The sequence below is a fragment of the Streptomyces sp. NPDC031340 genome (assembly GCF_055569945.1).
Window position 1 is genome coordinate 17,318 of the sequence record NZ_JBVIIE010000015.1, and the last position, 19,491, is coordinate 36,808.

Consider the following 19,491-nt stretch of genomic DNA (forward strand, 5'->3'; position numbering starts at 1 on the left):
CTTCTTGGTAGATTCCGGGGTCCCGTTCTCACTCAAAACCGACAGCCTGTCAACTGGTCCTGGCTGAGGCCGGGTTGAATCAAGATCGCAGGGCGCTCCGTATGTTCCCTATGGGGTATTTCAATATTTCCTCCTGCTGACAGCGCTGGGCACTGCACCTACGCCGACGGCTACATGGACAGTTGGGACAACACCTCACCTGACAACTCGGTCACCGTCGGTTTCGTCGATGTCGACAATTACGCCCAGGGCAAGGGCTCAGTCAAACTCTCCGGCCAGAGCTACTGGTCAGGAGACCTGTCGCTGATCGAGGTCCGCGAGAACACGTACACCGTATCCGCCCGTATCTACAAGAAGGACAGCGTGCTGCGCCGCGTCGACAATCGGTTCACCACACGCTCGAAGAAGGGCCAAAAGTTCTGCACCGGCGGAGCCCGCTCCAGCGAGGTGTGCGGATGGAAGGTCACAGCAGGCAAGATACGGGTCAAGTATGGCAACGAGATCGTCCACAACATGACCGAGGGCCAAAAGAACTCCGGTTCCTGCGTGATCAAGGGTGACTCCGGCGGGCCCGTCTACACCGTGAAGTCCAACGGCCACGTCAATGCCAAGGGGATCATCTCCGGCGCAGGCTGCGCCACGAGGACCGACGACGGCGAGTGCAGCGACGCGTGGGACGGCAAATGCACCGTGTACTTCACGGACATCGCACTGGCGGAGAAGGCACTCCCAGGAGGGGTCAAGAAGTGGTGAGCTACACCATGAGGCTGAGTGTCTGGGCAGCCGTTGTTGCAGTGATCTCGACCGCATCGGCGTGCGCCGACTCCAAGCCGTGCGCCGGCGTGGTCGTCAAGTCCGGCGTAGGGGTGATGTTCCTCCAGGAGGGCTACACCGACCTCGATGGTGCCTCCTACGAATTGTGCGCACGGAACAAGTGCGTGAAGGGCCGGCTCCAACAGGAAGACATCACGCATGTAAGGCTCCCCCTGCCCGACGACGTCGACCCCGCCACCGGCACAGTCCGCTTCCGGGTCACCCCGAAGGGAAGCAGCAGCCCCGAAATCGACGCCTCCTCCGATGTGCGGCTCGAGCACCAGTCCGACGGCTGCGGCGGCGGCGCCTACACCCGCGGACTCGCCTTCACCAAGCACGGCGGACTGACCACAAGAATCCCGCCGAGCGTGTCGGCCGCCTGGCGCGACCACCTCAAGTCACTTGCATCACCCGCCAGTTCCGAATCCCCCTGACACGGGCGCCCCTCCACAGCCGGCAACCGGCTGTGGAGGGGCGCTGATCAGACCAGCACCCTGCTCGGCACCGGGCAAGCCGGGATCGATGCCTTTCATAGCAAGATCACGTACCCCTCACCGTCCCCCACCCTCTAGGCTCACCCTCACCAGCGGACCCTTGTTCTGGAGCGCACTCGCCCAGGGGCTCGCTGCCAAAGGTGGGGAACACATGCGAAAGCTCGCCATAGGCGCAGCCCTGTCCGGCGCCCTGGCTCTGACCGGCCTTGCCGCGCCTCTCGCCTCGGCCGCCACCACCAGCCCGGACCTGGTCTTCTCCGACGTCACGGTGAACCTGGGCAAGGGGATCGTGGTCGGTACGACCGCCACGGTGAAGGTGCCGGTGACGTACACGCTGACCCGGCCGTCCGACCTGGTGATCGACTACAAGACGACCTTCGTCGGCGTGCTGCTCTACCGCGGCAAGCTCAGCGACATGGCGAACAGCATCGACCCCGACGCCGCGCCGACCTGCACCACCACTGCCACGACGGACACCACGGTGAGCGAGGCGTGCACGGAGACGATCACCGTCGACCCCTGGGACAGCCTTCACGCGCCCGCCGACGCCACCACCTGGAAAGCGGGCGGCTTCTACAGCCACGTCAACGAGGACAGCGACGACTCCGACGGCCACGTCAGCTACGGCTACGGCTACGACATCTGGGGCAACCTCGGCACCCTCCAGATCAAGCGCGCCGCGAAGCTCACCGCCGACGCGGCACCGGAGCCCGTGGTCAAGGGCAAGACCCTCACCGTCAAGGGCAAGCTGACCCGCGCCAGCTGGCCCACGGGCACGTACACGGGCTACCAGGGCCAGTCGGTGAAGCTGCAGTTCCGCCCGGCCGGCAGCACCACGTACACGACCGTCAAGACGGTGACGTCCGGCACCGGCGGCGCCCTGTCCACCACGGTCAAGGCCACCAAGAGCGGCTACTTCCGCTACCAGTTCGCGGGCACGGCCACCACCGGCGCGAAGACGTCCACCGGCGACTACGTCAAGGTCAACGCCGGCTGAGCGGACGGTGGAGGAAGGCGGCCCAGGCCTCACCGGAGACGGTGAGGTGTGGGCCGTCCGCGTTGGCGCGGGTCTTTACGGGGAGACGAACGCCGACTACCCGCTCCTTCTTGTGGCCGTGGGGACGCCGCTGCCTTCACCGCGCGGTCGGCGCTCCGCTCATGACGTGGCTGCGTTCGGGCGCAGGCCGTCGAGCAGGATGCGGATCAGGGCGCCGGGGAAGTCCGGGTCGTTGTCGATGCCGGCGAGTGCGACGAGGCCGTCGAGGATCTGTCCGAGCGAGACGTCGTCGCGTACTTCTCCGCTGCGTTGCGCGGCGCGGAAAAGGGGTTCGCCGGCCGCGATCGTGCGGGAGCGGCTGGCGCGGAGGATGGGGGTGCCGTTGGCGGACTCGGCGAGGAGGACGGAGGCGAGAGGGCCTTTGCGGGTGCCGATGGCGTGGAAGCGGATGAGCCAGGCGAAGAAGGCCTCGCCAGGCGTGTCGCCGCTGACGGATTCGGCGGCTCGGCACATGTCGTCGACGGTGTGACGGAAGAGTTCCTCGACCAGTTCGAGTCTGCCGGGGAAGTTGCGGTAGAGCGTGGCCATGCCGACGCCGGCACGTCGGGCGATCTCGGCCATCGACGGTGCGGCACCGGGTTCGGCGAAGGCCTCGCGGGCGACCGCGATGATCTTCGACCGGTTGCGCTCCGCGTCGGCACGTCGGGCAGGTGCGGGCTCAGCGCTCACGGCGGATGCTTCCTTCCTTCGGCGTCCAGAACCTCAGCGTACCGGACACCCTTCTCACTTCCTCTTGTAAACGGACAGCCTGTCCGTTACGTTAAATGGACAGGCAATCCGTTTAGGTGGATCTGCTGATCAGGACACCAGGAGAGGAACAACCATGGCCGCAACTGTGAGCGTCCCGCGCGTCGCCGACACCGCCAGCCGTGACATCCCCGCGTTCGTACGGGCCGGGGAGCGGATGATGTGGATCGGAGGCCGACAGGTCGCCGCAGTCTCCGGACGAACGCTGCCGAACACCGACCCGGCCACCGAGGAGGCGCTGGCCAGTGTGGGGCGCGGCGAGGCAGCCGACATTGACGCCGCGGTCAGGGCCGCGCGCGCGGCGTTCATCGATCCCGCCTGGGCGGATATGAGCCCCGACCGGCGCGGCCGGATCCTGAACCAGATCGCCGACGTCATCGAGGAGCACGCCGACGAACTGGCCACCATCGACTCGGCCAACATGGGCGCACCCCGCATGCTGACCGCACACATGCTGGCCGAGGCGAGTGAGGTCTTCCGCTACTACGCGGGCTGGCCCACCAAGCTGTCCGGCGTGAGTGTTCCCGCAGGCAAGGACCGCATGGCCTACACCCGCAAGGAGCCCCTCGGTGTCGTCGGCATCATCTGGGGCTGGAACGGTCCGATGGGCCAACTGCCCGGCAAGCTCGCCCCGGCCCTGGCCGCCGGTAACACCGTCGTGCTCAAGCCGGCCGAGACCGCCTCGCTGAGCACGCTGCGCCTGGCCGAGCTGCTGGCCGGCACCGACCTGCCGGCCGGTGTCGTGAACGTCGTCACCGGCCTGGGCGCCGAGGCGGGCCAGGCGCTGGTCGCGCACCCCGGTGTCGCGAAGATCGCCTTCACCGGGTCGACCGCGACCGGCAAGCTGGTCCAGCGCCAGGCCACCGACACGCTCAAGCGCGTCACCCTCGAACTCGGCGGCAAGTCGCCGTCCATCGTCTTCGCCGACGCCGACCTCGACGTCGCGGTCCGCGGCGTGGCAGCCGGCTTCCTGGGCAACGCGGGCCAGGCCTGCGTCGCCGGATCACGGGTGTTCGTCGAGGAGGGCATCCGCGAGGAGTTCGTCGAGAAGCTGCTGAAGACGATGGAGGCATTCACCCCGGGCGACCCGCTGACCCAGGGCACGCTGGTCGGACCGCTCTCCACCAAGGCGCAGTTCGACCGCGTCAGCTCCTACCTCGACGTCGCCCGCGAGGAGGGTGCGAACGTGGTGACCGGCGGCGGGCGCTTCGGTGACCACGGATACTTCTTCGCCCCCACCCTCCTCGACGACGTCCGCCCCGACATGCGCGTCGTCCGCGAGGAGATCTTCGGCCCCGTCGGTGTGATCACCACCTTCACCGACATCGACGACGCCATCGCCCAGGCCAACGACACCGACTACGGACTGGCCGCCTCCGTGTGGACCACCGACCTCACCACCGCACACCGCATGGCCGCAGCCATCGAGGCCGGCACCGTCTGGATCAACACCTGGGCCGAGATGAGCACCGGCAACCTCCCCTTCGGCGGTTACAAGCAGTCCGGCCTGGGCCGCGAAGGCGGCCTGGAAGGACTCGACACCTACACCCAGGTCAAGACCGTTCGCATCGCGCTGTGACCACGCCACCTTTGGGTTCTGTCCGCCCGTCCGCGTCCGCGTCCGGGGCGGTGGGGCTGGTGCTGTCTCGCGGGCCGGCGCGGTGCTGATGGTGGAGGGTTCGCGAGTCTTGATCGCTGCTGAGCCTGCTGATTGGCTGGCCGGCATGAATGATCTCGGGCCCGTTGCGTGGCCGCCTGCGCCGATCAAGACCGAGAGGCTCGTGCTGCGTGAGCCCGAGGCCCGGGACCGTGAGACATTCGTCGAGTTGTTGGCGTCGCCAGATGTGCACACCTACCTGGGCGGACCACGCCCTCGCGCCGAGCTCGAGCGCGAGTTGCCCGAAGTGCCGGAGCAATGGCCCGGGAGCTTCGTCGTCGATCTGGACGGGGCGATGATCGGCCAGCTCCTGCTCAGGAGAGCCACGGAGCACCGTCGCCCTGCTGCCGTGGGGATGGTCGACCTCGGCTACCTGTTTCTGCCACGGGCGTGGGGGTTCGGATATGCCACCGAGGCGTGCGCGGCGGCACTTGACTGGCTCGGAGGTGTCTTTCCCGGTGAGCCGGTGGTGCTCGCCACTCAAACGGCCAACGCCGCCTCGATGCGCCTCGCCGCGAAGCTGGGGTTCACCGAAGTGGAGCGGTTCCGGGCCTGGGACGCCGATCAGTGGCTCGGCCTGCGGGCCTCGGTCACGCCCTTCGACTGAGCTCGCGGGTCATCCCGAAGAGTGTGGGGGCGGCCTGGTACACCCCCTGACTTCGGGCGACCCTCCACAGTCGGCAACCGGGTCAACGCCGGGTGAGCGGACGGTGGAGGAAGGCGGCCCAGGCCTCACCGGAAACGGTGAGGTGTGGGCCGTCGGCGTTCTTGGAGTCACGGACGTGGACGGCACGGGGGCAGACGGCTATCTCGACGCACTCTCCGCCGCTGTCGCTGCTGTGACTGGACTTGAACCACCGGAGGGTGCTGGTCACTGGATTTCTCCTGCCAACCGCTCGATGAGGCCCAGCGATTCACGAGGGCCCAAGGCCTGTGAGCGGATCTTCGCATAGCGCTGGGAGTATGTCGTCACCTTTGCGGGATCGCTCACGAGGAGGCTCTCGTCCTGGGGCTCCAGGTAGACGAGGTGCTCGTGTCGTGGAGTATCCACCAGGGTCATGTCGCTCCGGCAGCCGAAGTGTTCACCGTCCAGCCCGCAGTCCATCGGCAGCACCTGGAGAGTGACGTTGCGGCGCTTGGCGCACTCGGCGAGGTGCAGCAACTGCCCGTGCATGACAGCTCGGCTGCCGATCGGACGGCGCAACGCGGACTCTTCGACGACCAACTCGATCAGGGCCGTGGGCTCTCGGTCGAACAGGGCCCGCCGCGCCATCCGCCCTTCCACCAGCTCCTCGACGCGCTGGTCCTTGAGGGGCGGATAGCCGCCGCCGATCAGGGCGCGGGCGTAGTCCTCGGTCTGGAACAGCCCGTGGACCACGAAGGTCACGTACGTCGAGAGCGTCAGCGCGCGCTGCTCCAGCAACACGTAGTCCTTGAACTGCGCCGGATATTTGTCCAGCCGCATCAAGGTACGCGCCTTCTCGAACACCCCCAGCCCGCCACCGATCGCCTCCTCCAGCTTCGCCAGCATCTGGTCGCTCGCGGGCTGTGCGCACGTCTCCATCGCGCTCACCGCCGACGCCGTGTAGCCGATCAGCCTGCCCAACTGCTCCTGGGAAAGGTCCTGTTGCTCTCGCAACGCCTTTGCCAGGGCGGCGACGAGATGTGCCGTGCCGCCCGCCTCCGTCTTGTTCTCGGCCCGCGCCATCGCGGTCACCCCCGGATTCAACCGAACTCAACCGGTCATGACCCGCTGCCGCCGGTATCCAACCGTGGTTGACCGGCGACTCAGAGTCATGAAGAAAGTAGCCGCGCCTGCCGAAACTCTCCCTATGAACACGGAAAGTGCATGGATTCCGGCGAGGGGTATCCAACTCCGCAGAGCTGGAGTTCAGTTCGACGCGGTACGGGTCGACGGCGACGAAGGCCGCGCCCTGGCGGACCGGCTCGCGCGGATGACCTGCGGTGATCCCGGGCCCGTGGTGGAGGAGGCGAACGGGCGCCGGGCGGTCTACTTCCTCGTGCCGGTCGGCAGTACCTCCCACCGCGCCTGGCCGGACGGCGTCACGCGGCTGACCGCGGGTCCGCACCACGTCTCGTACATCCCGGTTCCCGCGCTGGATGGGGATACCTGGCCGCTGAGTTGGCGTTATCAGCCCACCGGATGCGACCGGCTCGTCCACACCCTGCTCCTGCGCTCCGCGCTTCACTCGCCGGAGTGAAAGACGGGAAGTTCCGCCTGGTAAAAGCCCGTTCCGGCTTGCGCTCGTCGCTCTGCGTGCCCATAGAGTCACGGCAGCAAAGAAACGCCCCCGCGGTGCGCCAACACCCGGGGGCTCGACACCAGGAGCTGAACCTCCCGATGCGCATTCATCGTACGACGCCCACGCGCGCCTTTTCCGTCTTCTCCAACGCTCTCCTGCGTGATCGCAGCATCTCCTGGTGCGCGGTCGGCGTACTGACGTACCTATTGAGCCTCCCGAACGAGGCCCGGGTCACCATCCGCACGCTCGCCGAGCAGCGCAAGGAAGGCCGGGCGCGGATCGCCGCCGCGCTGCATGAACTGGAGGAATCCCGGTATCTGCGGCGGGTGGTGCGGAAGAGCCGGGAGAACGGCCAACTCTTCACCGTCTACGAGGTGTTCGACACCCCGTACGAGGACGAGCCACCCGCGGGTGAAGAGGAAGAAGTCCAAGACCTGGCCTCCGGCGTGGCGGACGGCGAGCCCTCGGGCCCGCTCCCTTCGGGAGAAAAGACCGGGGAACAAGAACCTCCCTCCCCGCCTCCGCCGCCCGTGGCCGAGGCGGACGACGCGGCCGAGCAGGCCGCGATCGGTGAACGCACGGCGCTCGCGGCGAAGTTGCTCGGCTCGCTCGGGCGGGCCGAGCCTCGGCTCACCCTCGGCGCCGCCGACGCGCTGCGGCTTGCGCCGCTGGTGGAGGAGTGGTGGGACGCGGGGGCGAGCAGCGCGCAGGTGCGGGCCGCGTTGGTGGACGGTCTGCCGTCCCGGGTGTACTCGGCCGCCGCGATCGTGGAGAACCGGCTGCGCCGCAAGCGCCCGGCCGGGCCGACGGCGGTGCCGGTAACGGCCGTCGAGGTCGTGGCGGCCGAGTTCCGCAGGCCCGGTCCGTCCGCCTACCGGGAGGCCGCGCGGCGTGGCGGCGCGCTGGCCCGCGCCCTGCTGCGGGGGCAGCCGGCGCCCGCGTAGGCGCACAAGCTCCCGGCCGCACACCCGTGTGGCCGGGTTGACCCGACAGAGAGGAATGTGATGACCGCAGTACTTGAGAGGCCCGAAACGGTATACCGGCGGTATACTTGCGTCATGGCTGACACCACCGTCAAGGTCGATCCCGCTGTCCGTGACCGCCTCATGGTGCTTGCCCGCGAGCGGGGGATGACCATGCGCGACCTGATCGCCGAGCTGGCGGGCGCCACTCCCACGCAGGAGGAACTGCGCAAGCGGTACGAGGAGACGAAGGCGTACTGCGAGACGCACTTCGGTGTGACGCTCACGGACGAGGACCACGACAGGGTGGAGAAGGTCTGGCAGGACCTTGAGGCTGGCCGGCCGGTGGACAGCCTGTGAGCGGCATGAGGGCAGGGTCGACCGGCGTCGTCTTCGACGAGTCCGCCCTGCTGGCGCTGGGGTCGGGGAACCCGCTCGCCTCGCAGTTCGTCGCGAACACCGAGCACGGAGCCACCCGGCACGTCTACGTGCCCGCGCTCTGCCTGGCCGCTGCCGACGGCATGCGCAAGGGGCTCGCCGAGCACGTCGGTGCTCTTCCGGCCGTCGAGATCGTCGAGCTGGACTTCGCGGGTGCCTCGACCGTGGGGGCGCTGCTGCGTGACGGGGTGGAATGGCGGCTCGGCCACGCGGTCCACCTGTCCAGGCCGACCGTGGACTGGCCGGACGGACGGCACGTCTTGACCGCGGACCCCGGCCTGTACGCGGACATGCCACTCGTCCGCACGATCAAGTTGCCGCGCGGGCGGTGAGTCGGAAGGGCACCCGCCCGCGCGGGTGCCCTTCCCTCCGGCCGGCGGCGGACGACCCGCTCAGCTGAAGACGATCATCGAGCCCTGGGCCAGGGATCGGGTCGCCGCCGCGTGCAGGCCCAGCCAGACGTGGCGTTCGCGGGCGAAGGGGCTGGGGTCGTACGGGGCGGGGACGGCCGGTTCCTCCAGCTCCGTGGGGGCCGACGGGGGCGCCGGGGCGGCCGGCGGGTTGGCCGGGTCGATGCCGATCGACGGGGCCACGAACTCCAGCTCCCGCAGCAGCGCCTGGGAGGAGCCCAGCGGGCCGCCGTTCGCCAGCAGGTCGTCGTTGGACAGCGGGGCGGGGAAGTCGACGGGGACGTACGCGCCCGCGTGGTCGTAGTGCCACACCAGGTGCGACTGCTGCGCCGTCGACTCGAACATCTCCAGCAGCTGCTCGTAGTCGCCGCCCAGGGCGTCGACCGGCGTCAGCGGGAGCCCGCACAGTTGGAGGAGGTAGACGCGGCGCAGGAAGTGCAGCGCGTCGTAGTCGAAGCCGGCCACCGGGGCGACCTCGCCGGACAGCCCCGGCATGTACTGGTAGACCGGCACCGGCGGCAGCCCGGCCTCGGCGAGCGCCTTGTTGTATTGCGCGAGTTCCTCGGCGAACGGGTTGTCGGGCGTGTGGCACAACACGTCGACGAGCGGTACCAGCCACAGGTCACAGGCCAAAGAGGGCTCCTCAGACAACAAGCTCGGACAGCAAGCTCAGACAGCAGCAGGGTGGTCATGGCAGGGTAGTCGGTGCGGCCCGGGGCGAGCCCCCTCCGTTCGCGTCAGCTCGCCTCGCGCGGATGCGCGTCGTGCAGGTCCCATACCCACACGCCGTCGACCCACTTCCCTTCCCGGCCCACGAGTTCGGTGACGGCCTTGCGGAGGGCGTCGTCGTGTGGCTGCGGGGCGACGACGACTACGCCCGCCTTCCAGAAGGCGAAGTCCCGGCGGGCCTGCGCCCGCCAGTTCTCGCCGATGGCCGGGACCACGCCCGTGTAGCGGACCTCGCGCAGCATGTTCGAGGTGTAGCGCGGCACCGCCCCGTAGATGCCGATGCGGTCCTCGCCGTAGGGGCCGTTGAAGTAGCCGCCGGGCAGCCGGAAACCGAGGCCGGCCTCGGTCTGCCAGTGCAGCGCCTCCGCGTTGCCGGGGTCCGGAAGCGGCACGGTGACCAGCGACTCGCCGTCGCGGACGTAGCGCTTCCACGCCCCGTCGGTGAAGAAGGCCGGGGTCTCGGCCCGGTCGACCGCCTTCAGCGGGGCCGGGATCAGCGGCAGCAGGGCGAGGCAGACGCCGAGCAGGCCGATGTACTGGGTGCCCGGGGTGCGGGTGGCCGCCAGCCTGTCCACCGCGAGCGCGAGCAGCATGCCGAGCACCGGCGCGCAGATCATCGCGACCCGGCCCTCGATGACCGACTCGAAGAGCGGCTTGTGGGCGAGCAGTGCCCAGGGGCCGGGGTAGACCTGGTCCGTCATCGGGATGCGGAACTTGGGGCCGAGGGAGAGCACCGCGGCGGCCACCGCCGTGAACGCCAGCGCCTTGACCAGCGCCTGCTCCCACAGCCGTACGACGATCGCGAGGGCGACGGCGACCAGCGGCCAGCCGTAGAAGGCGTTCTGCTCGGTCGGGTTGAGCGAGAGGGCGTTCGCGCGGGCCGCGTCGCCCCACATCAGGGAACGCTCGGCGAACGACAGCAGGGCGAGGGGGCTGTTGCCCGCGTTGTCGCCGTGCAGCACGCTCTGGTAGCTCTGCGGGCCGGCGAACTGCCAGGCCAGGGGGAGGGCGACCAGCGGCAGGCAGACCGCCGCGCCGATCCCCAGGCCCTTCAGCAGCGGTCGCCGGGCGGCCCGTACGACATCCCGCCGCGCGACCCCGTAGGCGCCCGCGAACAGGACCATGCCGATCGACGCGAGCAGCAGCGGCTCCTCGCCGAGGAAGACCTGGTAGGCCGCCATCAGCCCGAGCACGATGCCGTCCCGCACCACCCGGGTGCCCGCGCACAGGCGCAGGGCGCGGTCGACGATCAGCGGGATCATGAACAGGATCACGAAGTTGGGGTGCGCGTTGGCGTGGCTGACCATGGGCGGCGCGAACGCGGCGAGGGCCGCGCCGGTGAAGGCCGCGGCGCGGCGTCGTACGACCCGTTTCACGATCAGCCAGTACCAGGCGGCGGCCGTGGCGGCCAGGCCCAGCGCCATGGCGACGCTCAGCGAGATCGCCGGCCCGGCGAGCAGGGTCAGCGGGGCGAACGGCACGGACAGGCCCAGCATGACCGTGTTGGCCATGAGGTTCACGCCGTCGGGGAAGCCCTGGAGGTCGGTGAAGAGCGGGTTGCGCAGATGGGCGACGTTGTCGGCGGTGACCGCGAAGAACCACTCCCACTGGTTCTGGTCCTGGAGGGAGTCGGGGAGGTAGCGGTGGCCCGGGTCGGTCAGCCGGCCCGAGTACAGGGCCGCCGACATCAGCAGGAACAGGGTCACGGCCAGCACGTCGGCCGGGCGCACGGCGCGGGCGCGCAGCAGGGTCAGTTCGGCGAGGACGTGGAGGTAGTCGAGGGAGCGCACCTTCGAGCCGGGCTGGTGGGACCAGCGGACGGGGACCTCGGCGATCTGCCGGTCGGCGCGGTGCAGGTGGCGCAGCACCTCCACGTCGATGCCCCAGCCGTTGAGCCGGGAGGCGGCGAACGCCTCGCGGGCCCGGTCGCCCTCGAACAGCTTGAAGCCGCACTGGGTGTCCCGTATGCCGGGCACGGCTGTGCGGCGTATCAGTACGTTGCCGGCGCGGCCGAGCAGTTCACGCAGCCGGTGCTGGCGGTCCTCTATGGTCGCGCCGGGCACCGAACGGGAGCCGATCGCGGCCGCGTTGCCCTCGCTCAGCGCCTTGTCGAGCTTCTCCAGCTCCTCGATCGGCGCCGCCAGATCGGCGTCCGTGACCAGCACACGGCGCCCGGTGGAGGCGGCGACGCCCAGGCGCAGGGCGCTGCCCTTGCCGCGGTTGCGGGGGCCTGCGACCAGCCGGACGCGGGGGTCCTCGCGCGCGGTGACCAGGTCCCGGGTCCCGTCGCTGGAGCCGTCGTCGGCGACGACGACCTCCCAGGTGCCCCAGCGGCCCTCGTTCTCGCTCAGGTAGCGGGTGACGGCGTCGAGCGTCGGCCCGAGCCGCCGCTCCTCGTTGTAGGCGGGAATGACCACGGAGAGGTCGACGACCTCGGCCGGCCCGCTCACCGGGCGGCCAGCCGCTCGATGAGGGCCAGCGTGTGGGCGTCGTACGCCTGGACGATGCCGCGGGCGGTCGCGGTGTCGCGCTGCGCCAGGGAGTCGACCAGATCGGTGTGGCGGTACCACAGCACACCGCGCAGGTCGGCCAGCCGGCGCAGGTGCTGCACCGCGCACACCCAGGACTGCACGCGCAGCCGGTGCAGGAAGTCGGAGAGGTAGGGGTTGCCGAAGAGGGCGCCCAGTTCGCGCCAGAACCGCAGGTCGTAGCCGATCAGTACGGTCAGGTCGCCGGCCAGCGCGGCCCGCCGGGCCTCCTCGGCGCGGCGCCGCACGCCCGCGAGGGCGGCCGCGGCACGCGGGGCGTCGGTGCGCCGGAAACGTTCGTGGCCGCGCTCGATGGCGTCGAACATGCCCTCGGTGACCAGGGAGCGGGCCTCGACGATGCCGCGGTAGTCCGTCACGGAGTACTCGTGGACGTGGAATCCGCGGTGCTGGTCGGCGTCGAGGAGTCCCTGCGCGGCCAGGTCGACCAGGGCCTCGCGGACGGGGGTCGCGGAGACCCCGTACTGCTCGGCGATCTCCTTGACGGTGAACTCCTGCCCCGGCTGGAGCCGCCCCGCCAGCACCTCGTCGCGGAGCGCGTCGGCGATCTGCTGCCGCAGGGTGCTCCGGGTGACGGCGCCGCTTCCGCTGCTGGGGGGCATGGGTCGGGCGTCTCCTCGTCGCGGTCGGGTGGCGTGCTCGCGCACGTGCTCGTATACCTTTACGAGCACGCCACCTTACGCGTTCGGATTCCCCGGGTTGCGGCGGACGCCCGACTGTGGGCGGCCGGCGGCGGAAAGCCGGAGCAGGCCGTCAGACCGTGTACTCGTCCGCCACGGTCAGCGCGGCGTCCAGTGCCGCCAGCCCCTCCTTCAGCTCGGCCTCGCTCGTGTTCAGCGGCGGCACGACGTGGGTGCGGTTCATGTTCACGAAGGGCCAGATGCCGTGCTTCTTCGCGGCGGCGGCGAAGGCGGCCATCGGGGCGTTCGCCTCGCCGGCCGCGTTGTACGGCACCAGCGGCTCGCGCGTCTCCCGGTTCTTCACCAGTTCGACCGCCCAGAACATGCCGGTGCCGCGGACCTCGCCGACGCTGGGGTGCCGCTCGGCCAGCTCGCGCAGGGCCGGGCCGACGAGGGACGCGCCCAGGTTCCGGGCGTTCTCCACGACGCCCTCCTCCGCCATGGCGTTGATCGTCGCGACGGCGGCCGCGCAGGCCAGCGGGTGACCGGAGTAGGTCAGGCCGCCCGGGTAGGCCCGCTTGCCGAAGGTCTCCGCTATCGCGCCGGAGATGGCGACGCCGCCCAGCGGCACGTAACCGCTGTTGACGCCCTTGGCGAAGGTCATCAGGTCCGGGACGACACCGAACAGGTCGGCCGCGAACCACTCGCCGGTCCGCCCGAAGCCGGCCATGACCTCGTCCAGGACGAACACGATCCCGTACTTGTCGCACAGCTCGCGCACCCCGGCCAGGTACCCGGGCGGCGGCACCATGATCCCGGCCGTGCCGGGGATGGTCTCCAGGATGATCGCGGCGATGGTGCCGGGCCCCTCGAAGGCGATGGTCGTCTCCAGGTGCTCGAGCGCCCGCGCGCACTCCTGCTCCTCGGTCTCCGCGTAGAAGCGGGAGCGGTACAGGTAGGGCGCCCAGAAGTGCACGACTCCGGCGGTGGCGCTGTCGGAGGCCCAGCGCCGGGGGTCACCGGTGATGTTGACGGCCTGCTGGGTGCCGCCGTGGTACGAGCGGTACGCCGACAGCACCTTGGCCCGCCCGGTGTGCAGCCGCGCCATGCGTACCGCGTGCTCGACGGCGTCGGCGCCGCCGTTGGTGAAGAAGATCTTGTCCAGGTCGCCGGGCGTCCGCTCGGCGATCAGCCGGGCCGCCTCGGAGCGGGACTCGACCGCGAAGGCGGGCGCGAACGTCGTCATCCGCGCGGCCTGCTCCTGGATCGCGGCGACGACCTTCGGGTGCTGGTAGCCGATGTTCGTGTAGACGAGTCCGCTGGTGAAGTCCAGGTATCGCTTGCCGTCGTAGTCCCAGAAGTACGAGCCCTCGGCGCCGGCGACGGCGAGCGGGTCGATGAGTTCCTGCGCGGACCAGGAGTGGAACACGTGCGCACGGTCCGCGGCCTTCACGGCCGCGCCGGCCTCGGGGTTTGGCTGAGGGGTCATGGCGGCGAGCGTAGGCGCCCGGGAGGGGGAGGCGACATCGGCGTTCTGTCCCGGGGTCGGCGGGGCGGCGCGACAGTCTGTCGACGGGGCGGCGCGACAGCCTGGCGACGCGGGCGGGCGGGCGCCGCTCCCCGGCCCGACTCCAGACCCCTGTTCCTCTTTGACAGTATGCTGCGTAAATGACAGCATGTTGTCATATTCGGACCCGTGTCGAGGAGGACCCGTGAACCGTCACCCCGTACACCTCGCCGTCTACGACACCCTCGCCGACTGGGAGACCGGGTACGCGACCGCGTATCTCGCCCGGGCCGGGTACGCGGTGCGGACGGTCGGGGCCTCGGCGGACACCGTGCGCAGCATCGGGGGGCTGGCCGTCCGCCCCGACCTGGTCCTGGACGACGTACGGCCGTCGGGCAGCTCGCTGCTGATCCTGCCGGGCGCCGATCTGTGGGACGCGGGCGACCGGCTCGCGCCCTTCGCCCGCAAGGCGCGCGAGTTCCTCGACGCGGGGGTGCCCGTCGCCGCGATCTGCGGGGCCACCGCCGGGCTCGCCCGCGAGGGGCTGCTCGACGAGCGGCGGCACACCGGCGCGGTGTCCTTCTACCTCGCCGCCACCGGCTACCGGGGCAGCGGGCGGTACGTCGACGCCGACGCCGTCACCGACGGCGGCCTCGTCACCGCCGGGCCCACCGAGCCGGTCGCCTTCGCCCGGGAGATCCTCCGGCTGCTCGGGGTGTACGAGGGCGAGGTCCTGGACGCCTGGTACCGGCTCCACCACGACTCCGACGCGGAGGCGTACGCCGTGCTGCAGCGGGCCGGTTCCGCGTGAGCCGGGAGCGCCAGGAACTGTTCAGCCGCGGCGCCCTCGGGATCTTCCGGCTCAACGGCCAGTTCCTCGCCGTCGCCGAGGAACTGGCGCGGCCGGCCGGGCTCACCGCCGCCTGGTGGCAGGTGCTCGGCGCGGTCCTCGCCGAGCCGCTGCCGGTCTCCGGGATCGCCCGCGCGATGGGCATCACCCGGCAGAGCGTCCAGCGCGTCGCCGACCTGCTCGTCGAGCGAGGGCTCGCCGAGTACCGGCCCAACCCCGCCCACCGCCGCGCCAAGCTCCTCGCGCCCACCGAGGCGGGGCGGGCCGCGGTCGGGCGGATCGGTCCCGGCCACGCGGCCTTCGCCGACCGGCTGGCGGAGGCCTTCGGCGAGGCCGAACTCGCCGACGCGGTACGGGCGCTGGAACGGCTGTCCGAGGTGCTCGACCGGCTCGGCACTGCTGTTACGGAACCGTAGAGACCGCCCTGCCCGCCGCCGGGACGGCCCCACTATCGTGGGGGACCGTTGCAACAGGGGCGGCACGGGGGAGGGCCTGCGATGGAGAAGCTGCAGGCGGGGGATCCGCAGCGGATAGGCGCGTACCGGCTGCTGGCGCGGCTCGGCGCCGGCGGCATGGGGTACGTCTATCTGGCGCGGTCGGACCGCGGGCGTACCGTCGCCGTGAAACTGGTGCGCGAGGAACTGGCCGCGCAGGAGGAGTTCCGGGCCCGGTTCCGGCAGGAGGTGCAGGCCGCGCGGCAGGTCGGCGGCCACTGGACGGCGCCGGTGCTGGACGCCGACACCGAGGCGCCGGTGCCGTGGGTCGCCACCGGGTACGTCGCCGGACCGAGCCTCCAGCAGGTCGTCGGGCACGACCACGGGGCGCTGCCCGAGCGTTCGGTGCGCATCCTCGCCGCCGGGCTCGCGCACGCGCTGCAGGACATCCACGCCGCCGGGATCATCCACCGCGACCTGAAGCCGTCCAACGTGCTGGTGACCATCGACGGTCCCCGCGTCATCGACTTCGGCATCGCGCGGGCCATGGAGACGGTGACCGACGGCGGGCTCACCCGCACCGGCGCGCTCGTCGGCTCGCCCGGCTTCATGGCGCCCGAGCAGGTGCGCGGCGACCGGATCACCCCGGCCTGCGACGTCTTCTGTCTCGGCTCCGTGCTGGCCTACGCCGCCACCGGCCACCTCCCCTTCGGCAGCGCCAACAGCGGGGTGCACGCCCTGATGTTCCGCATCGCCGAGGAGGAGCCGGACCTGGAGGGCATGCCCGAGGGGATCGCCGACCTGGTGCGGGACTGCCTGAAGAAGGACCCCGCGGCCCGTCCCACGCTGGAGCAGATCCTCAGCCGCACCGGGGCCGACGACACCGTCGCGGACGGGCGGTCGCGGGACCCGTGGCTGCCGGGCGCGCTGGTGGCCCAACTCGGGCGGCACGCGGTGCAGTTGCTGGACACGGAGGATCCGCAGCGGACGTCGGAGACATCTCTCCGCAAGCCCGAGGCCGCCGCCCCCGGGCACGCGCCCGCCGCCGGTGAAGACGGCGGCATGGGGGAGGCTGCCGGCATCGGCGCGGACGCCGAGCCGGCGCAGGCGCCTCAGCCGCAGCAGCCGCAACCGCAGCAGGCGCCTCAGCAGGCGTCTCAGGCGGCGCCGTTCGCGGTTCCGCCGCCGCCGGGGCGGCCGGGCGACGGCGCGCCGCTGAACCACCTCCCGACGATGGCCGCCGGCCAGGCGCTCCCGCCCGCGCCCGCGCACCCGGCATACGGCGCGCCCCAGCAGCACCCCCAGTCCCACGGCTACGGCTACCCCCAGCAGCCGGGCGCCTACGGCCACCCCCAGCAGCAGCCCGGCGCCTACGGGTACCCCCAGCAGTCCCCGGGCGCCTACGGCGCGCTCGGCTCCACCCCGCCGTACGGGCCCACTCCGCCCTACGGCCCCACCCCGCCGTACGGCCCGTCGTCGGGCTCCGGCGCGGGCACCCCGCCGGAGCCCCCGCGCCGGAACGGCCGCTCCACCGCGGCCCTGATCGCGATCGCCCTGGTGGTCGCGCTCGGCGCCGGCGGCACGGTCTACGCCCTCATGAACGGCGGCGGCGACGACCGGGCCGACGACAAGCACTCCCCGGCCCCCACCACCAGCGCGTCCCCCACACCCGGCCCGACCACGCCGACGCCGACGACCGCGTCGCCGTCCCCCTCCGACTCCGCCTCAGCCTCGCCGGACGGCGCGATCCCGGTCGGCTACCTGGGCACCTGGACCGCCACGATCACCAACGCGGACGGCGAGCACACCCGCCGGCTGACCATCCAGCAGGGCGAGGTCGGCGACACGGTGCTCTCCCTGACCGCCGACGGGCCCACCAGCAGCGGCGACTACCACTGCGTGTTCCAGGCCACGCTCAGCGAGAAGCCGGCCGACGGCGGACCGCTGGAGATCGGCCCGTCCACCGTGACCTCCGGCGGCGACTCCGGCTCCTGCTCACCCGGCGGCTCCACCGAGATCACACTGCGCCCGGACGGCACCCTGGACCGCGTCAACACCAGCAACGGCGAGTCCCTGACCTACACCAAGCAATAACCGACGCACCCGCGGGGCCGCCGTGCTTGCGGGACCCGGTTCACCTGTTCGACCAGGCCGCCCGGGCCGCCCGCGCGGCCACCCGTCCGGTCGACCTGCTCGGGCTGACGTACCTGCGGGGCTCGGTGCACCTGCGGGACCGATTCCTGCGAGGTCGGCGCACCTGTGGGGGTCTGCGTACCGGCGGGGGCCGGCGCGCCTGCGGGGGACGGGGCGCACCCGCGGGGTCCGGCGCCCGCGCGGGGCCGGCGTACTTGTGGGGCCCGGTTCACCTGCGGGGCTCGGTGCACCTGCGGGATCGATTCCTGCGAGGTCGGCGCACCTGTGGGGGTCTGCGTACCGGCGGGGGCCGGCGCGCCTGCGGGGGACGGGGCGCAGCCGCAGGGTCGGCGCCCGCGCGGGGCCGGCGTACTTGTGGGGCCCGGTGCACCTGCTGGGCCGACGCACCTGCGTACCAGCGGGGGCCGGCGCGCCCGCGAAGGACGGGCGCAGCCGCAGGGTCGGCGCCCGCGCGGGGCCGGCGTACTTGTGGGGCCCGGTTCACCTGCGGGATCGATTCCTGCGAGGTCGGCGCACCTGCGGGGGGCTGAGTACCGGCGGGGGCCGGCGCGCCTGCGAGGGACGGGCGCAGCCGCAGGGTCGGCGCACGCGCGGGGCCGGCGCGTACCTGCGGGGACCGATTCCCCTGCGGGCCCGCGCACCTGCGGCGGTCTGCGCACCCGCACCCGCACCGGCGCACCCGCGAGGGGCCGGCGCGCCCGCGGGACCGGCTGACCTGCGGCCGGCCGGCTGGCCGACCGGGCGGCGCACCTCCGCTCAGCGGGGCTCGGGTGGGCGTTGGCGGGGCATGTTGGGGCGGGCGCTTGCCGGGCCGGGCGGCAGCGGGAAACGTGTGTGGCCGTTCACCTGCTCGTGCCGTCCGCCGGTCGGGACCGCCGACTGGATGCCCATCGGCGCCGGGCCCGTGCGGAACTCCACCATCCAGCCGGCGGTCTCCGTGCGCACCAGCTCCGCCACGTCCTCGGAGAACCGGCGCAGCACGCCCAGGCACCGCTCGGCCGCCTCGCTCGCCGTGCCGTCCGCGGGACCGAGCACCTCCCGTACGTTCTCCGACGCCCAGTCGAACTGGAGCGCCTGCAGCCGCCGCTGCACGGCCTGCGCGGTCGCGACGTCCCGCATCCAGCCCGAGGTGAACCCGAAGACCCGGTCCAGGGCCACGCACGCCACCGCCAGCAGCAGCGCCGGATACCCCCACACGGCCGCCCCGTCGGCCCACCCGGTCAGGTCCAGCAGCGGCAGCGCGGCCCCGGTGACCGCGCCCGCCGCGGCGCCCGCCCGCAGCGCCCGGGCCGCCCGCCGCTTGCCGACCCGGTCGGCGAGGTACCAGGCCGCCGTCTCCAGCGCGCCGCGCTCCGCCCAGCGGTACAGCTCGTGCAGCCGCTCGGCGGGCTCCCCCCAGTCCCCGACGGGAAAGGGCCGTCCGGTCTGGTCGCCCGGCCGCAGCCCGGCCGGCTCCTCGCCCCGCTCGTCCTGAGGCGGACCCTCGGGCTGCATCTCCGGCTGACCCACCCGGCACTCCCTACTGATCCGAACCCGCCGGTCCCGGACCCTGCCGGTCCCGAACCCGCCGGTCCCGAACGAACGTCGCCTGACACCGTGACGCGTGTTGCCGATGCGCCGGATCCTTCCTACCGCCCAATGGGTGGCGAAGCGGCGTCTTTCTCCTCTTTTCCGCCCGGAAGAGGGTCTTGATCAGGTATAGGACTCGGAATCCACTCACCCGAAAGAGTGCCGGGGCGGTGCGTGCGCGGACCGCGTAGGCTCGGGGCGGACGGCAAGACCCTGTGCGGAACTGTGCGGACAAGGAGC

Annotated in this window: 20 protein-coding genes; 12 read left to right on the forward strand and 8 right to left on the reverse strand. The window is 71.6% G+C overall.

Features of this window, described 5'->3' with window-relative positions:
* Window positions 1–174: 174 nt before the first annotated feature.
* The 3 genes from ACZ5GT_RS13840 (at window position 175) to ACZ5GT_RS13850 (ending at window position 2,304) form a co-directional block, all read left to right on the forward strand.
* Window positions 175–753 (forward strand): chymotrypsin family serine protease, encoded by a 579-nt coding sequence (locus ACZ5GT_RS13840; protein ID WP_469020889.1) that lies wholly within the window; start codon window positions 175–177, stop codon window positions 751–753.
* Window positions 747–1,247 (forward strand): hypothetical protein, encoded by a 501-nt coding sequence (locus tag ACZ5GT_RS13845; protein ID WP_469020895.1) that lies wholly within the window; start codon window positions 747–749, stop codon window positions 1,245–1,247. Before ACZ5GT_RS13840 ends, ACZ5GT_RS13845 begins: the two co-directional genes overlap by 7 nt.
* Before the next feature lie 211 nt (window positions 1,248–1,458).
* Window positions 1,459–2,304 (forward strand): hypothetical protein, encoded by an 846-nt coding sequence (locus ACZ5GT_RS13850; protein ID WP_469020898.1) that lies wholly within the window; start codon window positions 1,459–1,461, stop codon window positions 2,302–2,304.
* Between the two features lie 159 nt (window positions 2,305–2,463).
* On the opposite strand, the gene ACZ5GT_RS13855 is transcribed toward ACZ5GT_RS13850, so the two are convergent.
* Window positions 2,464–3,033 carry a TetR/AcrR family transcriptional regulator gene (locus tag ACZ5GT_RS13855; RefSeq protein WP_469020901.1) on the reverse strand — a complete coding sequence of 190 codons (570 nt, stop codon included), beginning with the start codon at window positions 3,031–3,033 and terminating at the stop codon, window positions 2,464–2,466.
* 154 nt (window positions 3,034–3,187) lie between these two features.
* On the opposite strand from ACZ5GT_RS13855, the gene ACZ5GT_RS13860 reads away from it, so the two are divergent.
* Both ACZ5GT_RS13860 and ACZ5GT_RS13865 read left to right on the forward strand, forming a co-directional pair.
* A complete protein-coding gene (locus tag ACZ5GT_RS13860; RefSeq protein ID WP_469020903.1) occupies window positions 3,188–4,690 on the forward strand; it encodes an aldehyde dehydrogenase family protein in 1,503 nt (500 codons plus the stop codon).
* Window positions 4,691–4,835: 145 nt separating this feature from the next.
* The gene (locus ACZ5GT_RS13865) at window positions 4,836–5,375 is read left to right on the forward strand and encodes a GNAT family N-acetyltransferase (protein WP_469021401.1); all 540 of its coding nucleotides are present in this window, start codon (window positions 4,836–4,838) and stop codon (window positions 5,373–5,375) included.
* An 82-nt stretch (window positions 5,376–5,457) separates the two neighbouring features.
* On the opposite strand, the gene ACZ5GT_RS13870 is transcribed toward ACZ5GT_RS13865, so the two are convergent.
* Together ACZ5GT_RS13870 and ACZ5GT_RS13875 are read right to left on the reverse strand one after the other, a co-directional pair.
* Complete coding sequence (locus tag ACZ5GT_RS13870) at window positions 5,458–5,643, reverse strand: DUF397 domain-containing protein (RefSeq protein WP_469020905.1); 186 nt, start codon at window positions 5,641–5,643, stop codon at window positions 5,458–5,460.
* On the reverse strand, window positions 5,640–6,476 hold the full coding sequence (locus tag ACZ5GT_RS13875) for a helix-turn-helix domain-containing protein (RefSeq protein WP_469021404.1): 837 nt from the start codon (window positions 6,474–6,476) through the stop codon (window positions 5,640–5,642). Before ACZ5GT_RS13875 ends, ACZ5GT_RS13870 begins: the two co-directional genes overlap by 4 nt.
* Before the next feature lie 124 nt (window positions 6,477–6,600).
* Between ACZ5GT_RS13875 and ACZ5GT_RS13880 the strand changes: the two genes are divergently transcribed.
* From ACZ5GT_RS13880 to ACZ5GT_RS13895, 4 genes are all read left to right on the forward strand, one after another.
* Window positions 6,601–6,990: a hypothetical protein gene (locus ACZ5GT_RS13880; RefSeq protein WP_469020907.1), complete on the forward strand. Its 390-nt coding sequence runs from the start codon at window positions 6,601–6,603 to the stop codon at window positions 6,988–6,990.
* 140 nt (window positions 6,991–7,130) lie between these two features.
* The gene (locus tag ACZ5GT_RS13885) at window positions 7,131–7,976 is read left to right on the forward strand and encodes a hypothetical protein (RefSeq protein WP_469020909.1); all 846 of its coding nucleotides are present in this window, start codon (window positions 7,131–7,133) and stop codon (window positions 7,974–7,976) included.
* Window positions 7,977–8,090: 114 nt separating this feature from the next.
* Window positions 8,091–8,354, forward strand: coding sequence for a hypothetical protein (locus ACZ5GT_RS13890; protein WP_232108223.1), 264 nt, complete (start codon window positions 8,091–8,093; stop codon window positions 8,352–8,354).
* 5 nt (window positions 8,355–8,359) lie between these two features.
* Window positions 8,360–8,764, forward strand: coding sequence for a PIN domain-containing protein (locus tag ACZ5GT_RS13895; RefSeq protein ID WP_469020911.1), 405 nt, complete (start codon window positions 8,360–8,362; stop codon window positions 8,762–8,764).
* Window positions 8,765–8,824: 60 nt separating this feature from the next.
* Here ACZ5GT_RS13895 and ACZ5GT_RS13900 read toward each other — a convergent pair whose 3' ends face one another.
* The 4 genes from ACZ5GT_RS13900 to ACZ5GT_RS13915 form a co-directional block, all read right to left on the reverse strand.
* Window positions 8,825–9,475, reverse strand: a complete 651-nt coding sequence (locus ACZ5GT_RS13900; protein ID WP_469020914.1) for a hypothetical protein — start codon at window positions 9,473–9,475, stop codon at window positions 8,825–8,827.
* A gap of 104 nt (window positions 9,476–9,579) precedes the next feature.
* Complete coding sequence (locus ACZ5GT_RS13905) at window positions 9,580–12,021, reverse strand: glycosyltransferase (RefSeq protein ID WP_469020917.1); 2,442 nt, start codon at window positions 12,019–12,021, stop codon at window positions 9,580–9,582.
* Complete coding sequence (locus tag ACZ5GT_RS13910) at window positions 12,018–12,719, reverse strand: GntR family transcriptional regulator (protein ID WP_469020923.1); 702 nt, start codon at window positions 12,717–12,719, stop codon at window positions 12,018–12,020. The genes ACZ5GT_RS13905 and ACZ5GT_RS13910 overlap by 4 nt, the downstream gene beginning before the upstream one ends.
* A 151-nt stretch (window positions 12,720–12,870) precedes the next feature.
* Window positions 12,871–14,226, reverse strand: a complete 1,356-nt coding sequence (locus ACZ5GT_RS13915) for an aminotransferase class III-fold pyridoxal phosphate-dependent enzyme (RefSeq protein ID WP_469020930.1) — start codon at window positions 14,224–14,226, stop codon at window positions 12,871–12,873.
* Between the two features lie 223 nt (window positions 14,227–14,449).
* Here ACZ5GT_RS13915 and ACZ5GT_RS13920 point away from each other — a divergent pair, with 223 nt between their 5' ends.
* The 3 genes from ACZ5GT_RS13920 (at window position 14,450) to ACZ5GT_RS13930 (ending at window position 17,622) form a co-directional block, all read left to right on the forward strand.
* Window positions 14,450–15,055, forward strand: coding sequence for a DJ-1/PfpI family protein (locus ACZ5GT_RS13920; RefSeq protein ID WP_469020936.1), 606 nt, complete (start codon window positions 14,450–14,452; stop codon window positions 15,053–15,055).
* A complete protein-coding gene (locus ACZ5GT_RS13925; protein ID WP_469020940.1) occupies window positions 15,052–15,510 on the forward strand; it encodes a MarR family winged helix-turn-helix transcriptional regulator in 459 nt (152 codons plus the stop codon). Before ACZ5GT_RS13920 ends, ACZ5GT_RS13925 begins: the two co-directional genes overlap by 4 nt.
* Before the next feature lie 81 nt (window positions 15,511–15,591).
* Entirely contained in the window at window positions 15,592–17,622 is a 2,031-nt protein-coding gene (locus tag ACZ5GT_RS13930; protein WP_469020943.1) for a serine/threonine-protein kinase, read from the forward strand.
* Between the two features lie 816 nt (window positions 17,623–18,438).
* Here ACZ5GT_RS13930 and ACZ5GT_RS13935 read toward each other — a convergent pair.
* The gene (locus ACZ5GT_RS13935; protein ID WP_469020949.1) at window positions 18,439–19,191 is read right to left on the reverse strand and encodes an SLATT domain-containing protein; all 753 of its coding nucleotides are present in this window, start codon (window positions 19,189–19,191) and stop codon (window positions 18,439–18,441) included.
* Window positions 19,192–19,491: the final 300 nt, after the last annotated feature.